This is a genomic window from Burkholderia sp. CpTa8-5, assembly GCF_017815045.1.
In the GTDB taxonomy this organism is placed as follows: Bacteria; Pseudomonadota; Gammaproteobacteria; order Burkholderiales; family Burkholderiaceae; genus Burkholderia; species Burkholderia sola.
The window spans coordinates 25,275-37,919 of sequence record NZ_JAGIQD010000044.1; the positions used below are offsets into that span (position 1 = coordinate 25,275).

General features: G+C 59.3%; 13 protein-coding genes. 12 read left to right on the forward strand and 1 reads right to left on the reverse strand.

Annotation, left to right across the window (positions count from 1 at the left end; all coding sequences use genetic code 11):
• Window positions 1-24 precede the first annotated feature (24 nt).
• Entirely contained in the window at window positions 25-726 is a 702-nt protein-coding gene (locus tag J8I35_RS34765) for a hypothetical protein (protein ID WP_245170532.1), read from the reverse strand.
• 1,117 nt (window positions 727-1,843) lie between these two features.
• Between J8I35_RS34765 and J8I35_RS33000 the strand changes: the two genes are divergently transcribed.
• From J8I35_RS33000 to J8I35_RS33055, 12 genes are all read left to right on the forward strand, one after another.
• Window positions 1,844-2,860 carry a DGQHR domain-containing protein gene (locus J8I35_RS33000; protein WP_209929222.1) on the forward strand — a complete coding sequence of 339 codons (1,017 nt, stop codon included), beginning with the start codon at window positions 1,844-1,846 and terminating at the stop codon, window positions 2,858-2,860.
• Window positions 2,861-2,994: 134 nt separating this feature from the next.
• On the forward strand, window positions 2,995-3,825 hold the full coding sequence (locus J8I35_RS33005) for a hypothetical protein (RefSeq protein WP_209929224.1): 831 nt from the start codon (window positions 2,995-2,997) through the stop codon (window positions 3,823-3,825).
• A 648-nt stretch (window positions 3,826-4,473) separates the two neighbouring features.
• Window positions 4,474-5,094, forward strand: a complete 621-nt coding sequence (locus J8I35_RS33010; RefSeq protein ID WP_209929226.1) for a recombinase family protein — start codon at window positions 4,474-4,476, stop codon at window positions 5,092-5,094.
• Window positions 5,091-5,384 carry a hypothetical protein gene (locus tag J8I35_RS33015; RefSeq protein ID WP_209929230.1) on the forward strand — a complete coding sequence of 98 codons (294 nt, stop codon included), beginning with the start codon at window positions 5,091-5,093 and terminating at the stop codon, window positions 5,382-5,384. The genes J8I35_RS33010 and J8I35_RS33015 overlap by 4 nt, the downstream gene beginning before the upstream one ends.
• Window positions 5,385-5,411: 27 nt before the next feature.
• Window positions 5,412-5,813 carry a hypothetical protein gene (locus tag J8I35_RS33020; protein WP_209929232.1) on the forward strand — a complete coding sequence of 134 codons (402 nt, stop codon included), beginning with the start codon at window positions 5,412-5,414 and terminating at the stop codon, window positions 5,811-5,813.
• Window positions 5,814-6,274: 461 nt separating this feature from the next.
• Window positions 6,275-6,823, forward strand: coding sequence for a hypothetical protein (locus J8I35_RS33025; protein ID WP_209929238.1), 549 nt, complete (start codon window positions 6,275-6,277; stop codon window positions 6,821-6,823).
• Between the two features lie 392 nt (window positions 6,824-7,215).
• Entirely contained in the window at window positions 7,216-7,551 is a 336-nt protein-coding gene (locus J8I35_RS33030) for a hypothetical protein (RefSeq protein ID WP_209929241.1), read from the forward strand.
• Window positions 7,552-7,582: 31 nt separating this feature from the next.
• Window positions 7,583-8,074, forward strand: a complete 492-nt coding sequence (locus J8I35_RS33035; RefSeq protein WP_209929243.1) for a hypothetical protein — start codon at window positions 7,583-7,585, stop codon at window positions 8,072-8,074.
• A complete protein-coding gene (locus J8I35_RS33040) occupies window positions 8,071-8,400 on the forward strand; it encodes a hypothetical protein (RefSeq protein WP_209929245.1) in 330 nt (109 codons plus the stop codon). The genes J8I35_RS33035 and J8I35_RS33040 overlap by 4 nt, the downstream gene beginning before the upstream one ends.
• An 11-nt stretch (window positions 8,401-8,411) precedes the next feature.
• Window positions 8,412-8,585, forward strand: coding sequence for a hypothetical protein (locus tag J8I35_RS33045; protein ID WP_155632118.1), 174 nt, complete (start codon window positions 8,412-8,414; stop codon window positions 8,583-8,585).
• Window positions 8,582-9,181 (forward strand): hypothetical protein, encoded by a 600-nt coding sequence (locus J8I35_RS33050; RefSeq protein WP_209929247.1) that lies wholly within the window; start codon window positions 8,582-8,584, stop codon window positions 9,179-9,181. The genes J8I35_RS33045 and J8I35_RS33050 overlap by 4 nt, the downstream gene beginning before the upstream one ends.
• A gap of 13 nt (window positions 9,182-9,194) precedes the next feature.
• On the forward strand, window positions 9,195-12,587 hold the full coding sequence (locus J8I35_RS33055) for a hypothetical protein (protein ID WP_245170533.1): 3,393 nt from the start codon (window positions 9,195-9,197) through the stop codon (window positions 12,585-12,587).
• Window positions 12,588-12,645: the final 58 nt, after the last annotated feature.

Sequence of the window (12,645 nt, forward strand, 5' to 3'; positions counted from 1 at the left end):
ACGCGCACGGTCTACCTGCTACTTTCACTCGTCAGCATCGATCGGTGAATTCCGCGGCCGACAGTCAAGGCCGTGCATACTGAGATAGTCGCTGTCGATAAGTGCGTGCGTCGAGAGTAGCGGGCTGCGTGCACGTAGCTCGTCTCCCACGTGGTCCCAGAGCAGATTCAACTCGATGTCCTTGCCCGTGCCTTTCTGGAGGAAGACGGGAAAGTACTGCATGAAGATGTAGGGTTTGCTGGTGCTCGGATCGAAGGCGAGTTGCGCAACGTTATCTGGGTTGAAGCTATGACTGCACGTCGCTAGTAGTTCAAACAGCGATCTCCCATCCGCGAGCCGAATCTGCTTGGCAAAGTAAAGGCCGCGCCTGAAGTCCATGCGGGCAGTTGCTATCGACTCTTTATCGCCTTCTAGATCGCCCGAAACACGGAAGCGAATCTTGGCAATGTCGGGGTACTTCTTGACAATGAATCGGTCGAACTTTTCCGCCGTGAAGCACGTGCCATCAAAACATCCGGCGTCGTCCAGAAAGCGCTTTTCTTCTGGCGTCTGAGCGAGCTTGATAGTCGCGGGTTTGGGCCAACTCGCGTCCGAAGCTGCACGTGCGTCGGAGGCGGAACTGGCGGCTGCATCGGACTCGGAGTTGGATGTCCCGCTGTGGCAGCCATACAGTCCGGCGACTAGGCAGAGTGACGCGAAGATGGAAGGGAGGTGTTTGATTTTCATTTTTATGCCCGGCCCTTGCCGGTTGATTGGTCTCGGCGCATTTTACCGCGCTGCCGACGGTGTGCTGCGGGGGCAGCGCGATGGCGCGGCACAGCCCACTAGTCGCGCTAGAATCGACTCCCATCGGGCTCCGATTGAGGAAACGCATGACCCAAGGCCATACCGAGGAATTCGCTGCGAGGTCGCACGTCCTATCCTTGCGACTATTGGAAGAAGCGGAACGGCACTTCGCGGAAACACAGCGACTCGCTCGAATGCCGTGGTGGCTGCCGCTTGCCGGAGCTGCTCTGTGTGTCGCCGGGGCATTGCTCGCGCGGGTATGGAACGCAGCGCTGTAACGGCTCGACCGCTCGATCCTGATGAAGCCAAAGATATCGGATAATCCCGTCATAGCACGCGGGCAAAACGCTTGGGAGCGACTCAAAGAGGACGCCCCGCGACGCCGCGCCCTATCGCGGGGAGCGGGCGACAAGGCCAGGGAAAGGCGCGAGAGGTCGCAGGACGCGCACAGGCGCTGGTGGGTCCAGGTCGGTGAGGCGCTGGCGACTGGAAAGCGTAAGTGCGTATCGAATCAGTCCTTTTCTGCTTGGGTAACCACTCACGGTTTTGACGAAATCGTGTTCAAGACTCGGCAGGACGCCATATGGTTAGCGGCGAACGTGGAGGCGCTCGGAGAGCTACCGGACGACATGGCGAGTCCAACGGTGATAAGGCGATGGGCGAACAAACGAGCGGCCGTAGCATCCGGGCGTGCTAATGGCGACCGTGTAACAGCTGCTGATGTCGCCGCGCTTCAACAGGCTGCGGCCTTGCTCCGAGAATCCGCGCGGGATGCTCGACGCAGCGCAGCGGCACTAGACGAGGCTGCGCGGCTTATCGGCAAGGTGAACATCGCGATAAAGAGACGTGTATAAGGCGAGGTTAGACCAAACGGACAGCGTCAGGTCGTTTGACTCAGTCCGGCCAGGAGGCGTCGTTCGCGCCATCATTCAGATGGTCAGGCGTCGAATATTGCCAGCAAGCAGACATTCAAACCCCTCTGACACTCCTTTGCTGAAACTCCATAGGCAAACGGCACTTCCAGATGTTACATTTCTCCTCAAAAAGGAGCTGAGCTATGGTTAGTCGCACTCGAGTCAAGGTAGATGTTTCGCGGGGAGAGGATGAAATTCCAGAGGTGGGCGACGAAGTCCGCTATGCAATTAGCCTAGTCCGACAGGGAAGTCATAGGTTCTACACACTTGCGATTCCGTCCAATGTATTGGCCGCTTGCTCCTTCGCCACGAGCAAAGACGAGGATCCAATATCAGGCTTTCAGCGTGTACTAGACCCCAAACGGGCACAGGATATTGCAAATTATGTAGATAATGGAGGAAGTATTCCGAGCTCGGTAGTTCTTTCTGCTCAGCCAGAGGCGAACTTTCGTAGTGTGGATCGATCGAAGACTGCCGCCTTTAAATTTGGACCCTATTCATTCTTAGTTATCGATGGGCAGCATCGAGTATTTGGTTTCGCTCGCGCAAAGACGGCTATTCGAGTGCCTGTCGTTATTTATGACAATTTGAGCAAAGAGGAAGAGGCTCGACTTTTCATAGATATTAACACGAAACAAAAGCCCGTTCCCAAGGAGCTGCTTTTGGCAATCAAAAGCTTAGCTCGCAATGAGACTGATGTCGAAAGCTTGTTGGGGCAGGTGTTTGATCTGTTTCACAGTGATACAAAAAGCGCCTTGTTGGGGAAAACGAGCTCGACCAAAAAAGCGGCCACGAAAATTGATCGTGTTACATTTAATGCTGGGTTGCGGCCGCATCTCCCACTTTTTGATGGGAAAGGTCCTGAATACATCTATCAAATTTGGAATTCCTACTTCCAGGCAATTATGAGTGGATTAACCGGGAAGCAAGTGGCGACATCGATAGCGAAGAAGACCACATTCCGGGCATTCTGTGAAATTTTTCCGGAAGTGGTGCAGCGCGTGCAGGATCGGTACAAATCAAAATACACGTCAGACAATTTTTACAATGTGGTGAGTCCGATGTTTTCCCTGGCCTCTACTAATTTCTCCAATCCGAAAACAATAACGGATCTTTCGTCCGATATGAAAAAGAAACTTCGTTCTGGGCTTACTCTGTAATGTCGATCGTCGTCCGGTCACGCGAGTCTTGGTTGGCTACAACATTGCGGCCAAACTTTCGATCCAGTCTTGGCGTCCGAGAGTGGGTTCAAAACGAGCACTGGACACCACTTGCCGGTATGACGCGTAGGCGCATGCTGGGAACTATCCATTCGTTGGATGAGTATTCCGAAGCTTGCATTCGAGACTCAATTAAGTTGAGTATTGCAGCCTTTGAAAGTGCGATCGAAACCAATCAGGTGATTCATGAGGCTCGATCGTGTGCGTGGCATTATATAAAATATTACTATGCGGCTTATTTTGCCGCTAACGCGTTAATGCGATTGCGGGGGATGTCCTGCATTAATCTCACGGCGATCGATTGCGCGTCTATTAACTCTTGGGCATTGGCCAACGGGGTTGGTGGAACGACTGATGCGAATCGTTTGGTTGCTGGGCTGTACATTATGCAGCTGGACGGCGCGGTAACGCCAACCTTCGCACTACGCCTCGGTGGTGGAAAGGGCGGTGTCCATATTCAATTTTGGATCAGTTTCTCCGCATTTCTTGCCTCGTTGCGTGATGACTTGGCTAGCAGTCCTGCGCCTAAAGTCGAGCGAGACGCAGCTGCTTTAGATTTGACCTTGCTTGAAAGCGAATTGCAGCGCGGTGGATTTTCACAAGGGAGCTGGTTGTCGGAAATGCGGAACGCAGTTAACTATCGATTTGAGTATGGGACATGGTTTCCCTATGTTGAGCCAAGCTTGGATGTGGCGGACCTGAAAACTAGTTTTCGAGTTCATGCATCGAACGCAACTCGGTTTGCAATTGCGAAGCCTGGTGTTCCTGAGTTACTGCGAGCTGCAAGAGTATGCGGTTATCTTGTGGGATGGTTGAGAAATTCCCTTGAGATTGTAAGTACCACTGCTAAAGGAGAAAAGGGAATGCTGCTCAAGGGTGCATTGAATTTTGCAAATAAGATTTGATAAAACGGCCGTGGCTATCAGTCCGGCCAGGCCAATCGCATGACGACCTTGCTTGGCTTGGTATAGGGTGGAGCGACAGAGTGGTCTCAGCGGTCCATGCTGAACCCCTGCGCCTTACACCACTGCCCAAACAGCTGTCGGACTTGGCATCCTGCACCACACCAGCAGCGCCCCGCCTACCACGTCACGCCACAATTCACAATTGGCGTTGCTCGGCCGCTGTCGCTTTGATCCCCGGCCAATGGCCGACACCCTTGACAACTGTAGCAGCCTTGTTTTTCTCCCGAAAATGCGTGACAAGGTGCCCCCGTCCACGCACGCCAAATTCCCCCATGTCCTCCCCGGCGCTGCCTAGGCCCGCGCAAGGCATTCCTGCTGTGCGAGAACTGCGGCGATGAGCGCCCTGGACGCCGACGAAAGGTCTAAGTTGAACTTAGGTCAACGTGGTCTCGGCTGCCGTAAAGGCGGTTGACCTCAATGAGTTTTCTACGTTTGGCGTAGGTGAAGGGCGTCCGCCCGCCGTTCCGTTTGGGTATACCTGTAGCGAACGCGCAACGGCCGTGCGCTTCCGTTCCGTTGAAGTTGACAGATTTTCGGAACAGTGGATAATTCGAAACACCACTTCAACGGAACGAGGTTACGTAGCACATGAGACGTATCTATTACGGACGTGTATCCACGCTCGACGGGCAAACGGCTGCGAGCCAATACGCCGACGCAGCCGCCCAGGGCATAGCCGCTGACGATGTGTTCATAGATGAGGGGGTGAGCGGGTATCACGTGCCGCCCTCCGAACGTGAACAGTGGCAGCACGTAGAGCGCGACCTTCGCAAAGGCGGAGTCCTGGTGGTTCGCTGGCTCGACCGCATCTCGCGGCGCTACGACGAACTACACGAGACCATGCAGCGCCTTATGAAGAAGGGCGTTCGGGTTGAATGCACGCTCAACGGTATGGCGTTCGACGGGCAAGAGACCGACCCATTGCGGCTAGGGATTCGCGATGCGCTATTGGCGTTTATGGCGGCGCAGGGCGCGGCGGACTATCTGAACCGGCGCGAGATGCAGGCGCGAGGGATAGCCGTAGCCAAAGCTGAAGGCAAGTACAAGGGGCGGAAGCACGCCGTGGATTACGCAGAAGTCAGGGCGTATCACGCGGAACACGGCGGCTCTGTGCGATCTCTCGCGGAGCACTTCGGCGTAGGACTCGCCACCATCTCCCGCGCATTGAATTCCGCTAGTGTCGCCAACCCAGAGGAGGCCGACAAATGATCGGACCGCATACGCAGTTGATCCGTGCCCGTATTGCGTTTTCTCACGCCGGTTTGAGCGGCGATCATTCGTGGCTCGCGAAATCTGAAAGTGAACGGGCAGCGTCCAGTTCCCCCTTTGCGTTTGCTCGCCGTGACATAGCCAGCATGCCACCTGGCGAACTTGCGCTCCATTGGGCTGCCTCGATGGAAGACCAGATGCTGAGACTCGCTAAGGAGTTGGACGCACTGGAAACGCAATACGCCGCGCTGGATTCAGCGATGAGCACGGCGGCCGACGGGCGGCAGTAACACCACCATCAACAATGTGCAGAGACCATGCAGAAAAAGAACGTGCAACAAGCCGCCCACGCCTACCGTATTCCCGCCGACGTGGAGGCAGAGATGATTGAGGCAGCTGGGCCGGTAGGGGCAGCATTGAACGCTAAGCGCCAGGCCGCACTGCGAGCTATCCCGGCGCATATCGTGTCCGTCCTTAATCGAGCAGCGGACACCGCAGCGCAGCTGCTGAACGCTGAGGGCGTCCAGGCGGTGCGTCAGGACCTCCATGCCGCAGGAGCCGCCCTTGTGGTCCAGCAGGAGGCCATCCTGGCAGCGGCAGGCATTGAGGGCCACACGCGCCACCCGGACTCCGGGGAAATCCTCCATAAGACTCTGGTGGTCGAGATGCTCACGCCGCTAGACCCGGACCTGGCACATGCCTACGGGTTCGCGGAATAAATCAGCACAGGGTAGAAGACCCTAGACGCGATTAACTCCGCACAAGGTAGTAGGCCCTAACCGGCCAACGACACCCCGCCATCGAGCGGGGTTTTTCTTTTTCAGAGCACTCTCTGTAAGCGCGAGCATTTGCGCACCTCTGCTTTTTGCTGAAACGACATCCCCATGAGATACCTCTCGACCAGCCCATCCCTACCGACGCAACGCGTATGCCGCTGTTGCAGGCGGCTTTTGCCAATCACGGCGTTCTATGAGGACAAGAGCGTTAGCCCCAAGCTCCGCTCGCGCTACGCGGCTCGCTGCATTGAATGCGTGACGACCGAGAAGCGCAAGCGATACGCGGCGAATCCGCCGGCAGCCGCAGCACTCCGCAGGAATCAACGTGAGCGCAAGAAAGCCCGTGATGCCGCCGAGCATCTCCGGGAGCAAGCCATCACCCTAAGCATTGCTGGAGGCAAGCAATGATTGAATCCAAACGCTGCAACAAGTGCGGCGAGATCAAGCCGCATAGCGAATTCAGTCGGAATGCTGCGAGCCGCGATGGGCTATGCGGCCCGTGTAAGGCTTGCCAAGCCCGCTATTACGTAGCCAACCGCGATAAGCGCCGGGAGTATCAGGCCAGTTATCACCGGGACAATTGGGCGTCCAATGACATACGCGACGCCCGCAGGCGTGGTTCTGTCGTCAATTTGACGCCGGAGTATCTCGACTGCATCCAGACCGGCCAATGCGCATGCTGCGGTAACCGTCCGTCCGATTTCCTGTCGTTGCATCTGGACCGTATCGACACAGCGCTACCGTACAAACCGGGGAATGTCGCGTATCTCTGCGGAACCTGCAACGTTCGAAAAAGCGACCTGAGCGCTACAGACCTCCTGGCCCGCTTCGAGCGCGGCATGGCCGCAGGGAAGGACACGGCGGCCCATGATCTCATGCTGCACATGTACATCCGACGCGAGAAGCGCAAGCATGGGCCTGCGGCTTGCGTACAGCACCCCCTGAGCCGCTGAGATGCCCAGCGCCACTGCTCGTTAACTCAGGACCTAACGAGGCTGCCAGTGCGCCTCTCATCGCCCCCGCCCAAATCCCGACGACATGGGCAGCCCACTGGCCGAATAAATCAGCACAGGTAGAGAGCACCGGGGCCGTCCCTATGATTAGCTAGGAGGTGGGGCAGCAAGGCGCGCATATGCCGTCGCTAATGTAGCAGCACATAGCCCCCATCAAAGATAGCCTATTGTTTATCGGTGAGCGGCATTACCTGAGACGTACCACGCTGTTTCAGTAATCCATCGGACTGCTTACCACAACTGAACCCGCGAGGGCCGCTCAGAGGCGCTGCATTCGCTTCCTGGCTCCCTCCTCTTTCCATTTCGATCCGACCTATAAGGAGCCATCAACCATGAGCACCGTTATCCGCTACCTCAGTCGCCGCACCGGCCAGCCTGCAACCCATGAAGACGAATTGGCGGGCTTGGCGCATTACATTGAATGTGACCACTTGGGCGTCCCTCTGCGCAATGCAGCGGGCCAATGCGTCGCCTATAGCGGCCCGGAGACCCTCGGCCATACCGAGCGAGTCGAGGCGGTCCAGACGATCCGCTACGCGGATCCGAAGAACAGCACCCACAGCGGCAGCGCACCGAGTCCCGAGGACACCGCAGCTATCCGCGATTACCTGGCGAGCAAGTACGGCTACCAGGTCGCAGCCCCCGAAGGCAGCGCCGCAGCCCAGTAACTAATCCCCTCATTTAGCCGGACACACAACCATGACCAAACCTACGACCACCACGAGCAGCGCCGCGCTTGCCGCGAGTCTCCAGGCCGCTCGACGCTCCCCGAACCCATCAAAGGCGCTCCTAGCTGTCGCAGACGCAATTGCCGCTAACCCTGCACAGAAGTACCGTGCTGAAGCGGTGCGCTTCGCCGCAAAGCGGCTCGAAGTCGACCCCTTTGACGCTGACGCCGCCGCGTCTATTAACGTGATTGCAGAGGACTACGCCCGTGCGGCCCGATGGGATTCAATGCAGGCCGCCGCTGAGGCTGACACGGACAAGGTCCCGCACAACCTCATCTTCCCGCTGGCCCGAGGACAAGCCCCGACTGACGCCATGCCGGTCAAGCGCAAGCTCAGTGGTCGTTCGGACTATTACGCGAAGCGTGCAGCGATGTCACCCGAGGAACTGGAGGAACATGATGCTGCCAATGCCGATTACGCGTCGCGCGTAGTTGCAGCCAATTCTCTGCGCACTGGTCGATGACTGCCGACGCCGCCGCCGTGCGGCGCCTGTTCCTCTCGGACCCAGCCGATCCCGCAGAGCGGCACAAGCTGGCTCGTGCCGTCCTGATGACTTCCCATACCGGCCCGGAGCGGCTCAATGCTTACCGGCTCACCCAAGAAGCCTACGACCTGAATCCCGGAGCCTTCCGGGACCGCATGCGCCGCATGTGGGCCGCCTTGTCTGCCGAGGCCAAGCCCGAGATAGCTCCGTTCGTGGTCGCGTCTACGGACCGCCCGCGACGGCCCGAGCGGCCCCGCGATACCACGGGCCTATCCAAACACCACCCGCGTCGCAAGGCGCTCTAACGATAGAACACATGGACTATCCCTTCATCATTCTGGCCGACGCCGCTAAAACGGTAACTGCAATGCTGCTGGTAGACGAGGCCGACATGGGCGTGCGCTCGACTCAACCCGGCGAGACCGCCTACCGGCACCACTCTCCCGTAGTCGTCGGCTCGACGCTCCCGGCTGACGCTGTACCTGCATGACGTTGGCGACCGTCAGCCGCGCCGAGCCGCGCATGGCCCCGCAACCGATCAAGAAGACGCGCACGCATAAGCCGCGCCCTGCATTCACACAAGCCCAGAGGGCAGCAGTCCTGGCATCGCTGGCCGCTGCTGAGAAGCCGGAGACGCTCAGGCGACGCACGCGCCGCGTAGAGATCATCCCGCAAACCGGAGCCCCGCAAGGGGCACTGGCCGAGGTCTTCATCAAGCGCGAAGCGCATGGCCGCCGCTTGCGCTTCAGGGATGACCATGTGGAGGTCCCGCTGGCGAACTCCGAGCAATTCGTTCGCGTCGCGATCCTGGATTGGCACTGGCTCCACCACGTCAAAGGTATCTCCCGTCGCAAGTGGACCCGTGGCGAGCATGGGGAGATTCGCGCCCCGCTGGATACCACCCGCCGCATCGCGAACCATTACTACGACTACGACGTTGGAGCGCTGCTCCTGGGCCTGAAGCAGGGGGACTGCTACGAGATGGACTATCCGTGCTCCCTCATGCCCGACACCCTCCGGCAGGTTCCGCGCACGCGCAGCCGTAAGAAGGCAAGGAAAACCCAAGCCGGACTGGCAGAAGCGTAATTTCTCTCAAACTATGACAAACACGAACCAAGCGCCCAATGTGGTCGAGGCGGTCCCCGCCGACTCTGGTGTACCGCTCAACGCGGCGCAGACGGGCTACGTGCCCGAGGACATCGAGTACGCACACCTGAATCGCCCGGACACCCTGGACGTGGCCGCCGCAACGTGGCGGCAGTACACGGGCGTCGCATCGCTCATTAACAACTACCACGACGACGACATCAAGGCGCAGTCGGACCCGACGTTCAATCCCTACGCGCACATCGAGCAGAACAAGGACCAGTATCAGGACCTTCTGCCGCTTGTGACGGGCGGTTCGATGACGTTCGAGAACGTGGATTCCCCGGCCGCATTCGACGCGTGGGCGGCTGCGCAACGCCGAAACCTCAAGGATCGCGAGACCTTAGCGAACGCTGACACCTGGCAGACCGTAGTAACACTGCCCGTATCGATGCTCGATGCGACGCTCCTGCTCGGCCCGGTTGCTGAGGGTGCGGGGATACTCGCGTCGGCGCGTGTCGGCTCGGGTCTCCTGGCCGGTGCCGTGCGCGGCGCAGTCGCTGGCGGTGCAGAGATCGGTGTTCAGCAGGCGATTGTTTTGGCGTCCAACGACGCCCAGACCCGCGAGGAAGCGTTCATGAACATCGGAGTCGGCATGACCCTGGGCGCTGGCCTGGGGGCCGTCTTCCGACACGCCAAGCCGGACAGCCCGCTCATCGCAGGACACCCGGACAACCCGCTGCACCCTGACAACCTGGACCGCACCATTCCGATCAACGAGCACCACATCGGGCAGACGCCCGAGGAGGGCCAGGTATTCGGCGTGGACTCCATCGGCGCAGCACGTTCCACGGTGGACACTGATTCGCTCATCGCCACGTCGAAGAACCCCATCGCTCGCGCGGTGGACTGGGCGACGACGCTTGGCAGCTATACGCCGCTGCAACGCCTGGGCGGCTACTCGAACGCGCTCACGCGCGACACCGTGCTCCGACTGATGGACACGGGCGGCCTTCTGACTCGCGCGATGGCTGCGGGGAAGTCCACGGGCCTCGAAGCTGAGACCCTGAAGACGATTTACGAACAGCAGATGAACAGCGTGCGTCGCCGTGTCGATTCGGTATATCGCGCAGCGAACGCGGACCTGGGCCAGTCCGGCGTCCGTACCTCAACGGGCAACGTGCTCAACACGATCACGCAGGGTTCTCGCGACATCAACGTTGTTCCGCAGCAGACGTTCAACGAGGCGATCTCGCTGATCCAGCGCGGCTCGAACGCTCGCGCGACGAACGACGAGATTTCGCAGGCAGTGATGGATCGACTCACGCAGTCCGGCCTGTCGCTCGACCAGGCGAAGGTGGTACACCGCCGCGTCTACGATGCCGAGAAGGTCTACCACGATGCCTACGAGTCCATGAAGAACGAGGCCGTCAAGCATGGCCTGCTGGACCCGGCGAACCTCGTGGATGGCCGGTACGGCATGCCGCAGCGCTGGATGCGCAATGCGGTAGACGAGAACGCCGAGCGGCTCAAGGCATTCTTCATGGAGCACTTGGAATCGAAGCCTACCGACGACTGGCTCCGTGAGAACGGATTCATCGCGGACCCGGCACAGCCACGTGTCGCTGGCGAGGATGCGTTGCCGGATTCCTGGGACGCCCTGAAGAAGTCCGGCGACGACACGACGGTCAACTCGATTCTCCGCCAGTGGGCCGGTGAGCAGCAAGACTTCAAGAATCAGTATCTCCTGTCGAAACTCGCTGACTATCAGCAACGCCAGCTCAAGGCGCAGGATAAGGCAGCGACCGTCCTGGAATGGCTGAAGGGTACGGAGAAGGACTGGCGCGACGCCAAGATCAAAGAGATGCGGACGGCTGCTCGGGACATTGAGCGCCGCTCCGTGCTCCGCTCCGTGGCCTCTGCGCAGTTGCGGGCGCAACGCGCAAGCGAAGCTGTCCAGTCGGCCCTCAACCGTCTGGGCGGTGACGAGTGGGTCTTAGGCGACCTTCAGCGTCAGATGGTCGATGGCGGCTACGCACTGGACGACGCGGGCGCTGCGGTAGCGAAGGCTCGTGCGCGTCATGCGGAGGCTCAGAAGGCTGCTGCCGACACGGGCGAAGCCAAGGCTCTCGTTGACTCGCTGAAGGCCAAGGGCCAATCGATCCTCGCGGAGAAGCGGGATGTCCTAGGGGAACTCAAGGATGTCTCCGCGAACCTTGAGGGTGGCGAACTCGTCCGAGCCAAGAACCCGCTCAACCAACAGCGGGACGCTCTGAACGCGCAGGGCAAGGCGACTCGCGCCGAGATTCAGAAGGTGCGGCAGGAGATTCGTGAGGCCCTGGCCGAGCGCTCCGCTGCCCAGGCCGATCTCCGGGAAGCCAATGCGACCTTCGACAAGCTGGCGCGTCAGCAGGCCGATATGCGCCGCTGGCACGATGCTGCGGCAAAGGAGGTGAACACGATCATCGACAACGAGGCAGAGTCGCTGCTGAACCCAGGGCTGCGCAAGGAGGTCAATGACCACTTGGCCGCAGTAGCCGAGCTGAAGAAGAACCTGGACGACGCGCGAGATGCACGGCGCTTTGCGTTCGACATCATGAAGCTCACCGGCATGGAAGCACGCGCAGCGGCGAAGGCTGCTGACCGTGCGACGAACCAGCTCCGCAAAGCTGCGTTCCAGGCTCGTCAGGGCGTCGCCAGTGCATCCCCGCTCACGAAGTACGTGGACGACCTGGTGAATTCTCTGCGCGGCACGGACCGTGCCCCGCGCGGCATCTTGCTCGACAAGTCCCCCACCTCCGGCCGCCTGAAGGAGCGCCAGTTCCAGTTCAACTTTGACGAGTACAACCGCCTTGTTGAAGATGGCTTTCTTGCCGGCAACGCGGACGATGCGTTTCAGGGCTACTACAAGGACCTTGGTGGGCAGCTCGCGGCGCATCGTGCACTGGGTGGCCGAGGTATTGACGACATTCTCCGCGAAGTCCAAGACGACTACGACGCACTCATTGGAAGCACGATGGACCCGAAGCAACGGGCGGCCCACCAAGCCGAGAAGGCGGCGGCGCTGGAGGACGTGCGCCACGCGCATGACCGTATCCTCGGCCGCTATGACATCAAGGACAATAACGGGATCACTTGGGCCGCTGATCGCATCCGGCAAATGGGCGTCATCCGTTACATCGGCGGGTTCGTTTTCTCCGCTATCGGTGACATCGCCACGAGCGCCTTTGCGGCTCCTGGTTCGGTATTGCGGGCCGTGGCCTTCAAGGGGGCACGGGACTACCAGTACCTTTTGAAGCAGGCTTCCAAAGGTGACAAGAACGCCCAGGAGCTAGAGATGATCCTCGGTTCCCTGGAGACCGGTATCCACCTTAACCAGTCAGATCGGGCTCTAGCAGGCTGTTGAAAAGCGCCCCGTTTTGATGGCCGGGGCACTGATTAAATGGATTTCGTATGCGATTAGC

Coding starts and splice junctions, on each gene's coding strand:
- J8I35_RS34765 (WP_245170532.1), bottom strand. CDS start 726: ATGAAAATCAAACACCTCCCTTCCATCTTCGCGTCACTCTGCCTAGTC.
- J8I35_RS33045 (WP_155632118.1), top strand. CDS start 8,412: ATGGACTATCCCTTCATCATTCTGGCCGACGCCGCTAAAACGGTAACT.
- J8I35_RS33040 (WP_209929245.1), top strand. CDS start 8,071: ATGACTGCCGACGCCGCCGCCGTGCGGCGCCTGTTCCTCTCGGACCCA.
- J8I35_RS33000 (WP_209929222.1), top strand. CDS start 1,844: ATGGTTAGTCGCACTCGAGTCAAGGTAGATGTTTCGCGGGGAGAGGAT.
- J8I35_RS33010 (WP_209929226.1), top strand. CDS start 4,474: ATGAGACGTATCTATTACGGACGTGTATCCACGCTCGACGGGCAAACG.
- J8I35_RS33005 (WP_209929224.1), top strand. CDS start 2,995: ATGCTGGGAACTATCCATTCGTTGGATGAGTATTCCGAAGCTTGCATT.
- J8I35_RS33055 (WP_245170533.1), top strand. CDS start 9,195: ATGACAAACACGAACCAAGCGCCCAATGTGGTCGAGGCGGTCCCCGCC.
- J8I35_RS33015 (WP_209929230.1), top strand. CDS start 5,091: ATGATCGGACCGCATACGCAGTTGATCCGTGCCCGTATTGCGTTTTCT.
- J8I35_RS33050 (WP_209929247.1), top strand. CDS start 8,582: ATGACGTTGGCGACCGTCAGCCGCGCCGAGCCGCGCATGGCCCCGCAA.
- J8I35_RS33020 (WP_209929232.1), top strand. CDS start 5,412: ATGCAGAAAAAGAACGTGCAACAAGCCGCCCACGCCTACCGTATTCCC.
- J8I35_RS33030 (WP_209929241.1), top strand. CDS start 7,216: ATGAGCACCGTTATCCGCTACCTCAGTCGCCGCACCGGCCAGCCTGCA.
- J8I35_RS33035 (WP_209929243.1), top strand. CDS start 7,583: ATGACCAAACCTACGACCACCACGAGCAGCGCCGCGCTTGCCGCGAGT.
- J8I35_RS33025 (WP_209929238.1), top strand. CDS start 6,275: ATGATTGAATCCAAACGCTGCAACAAGTGCGGCGAGATCAAGCCGCAT.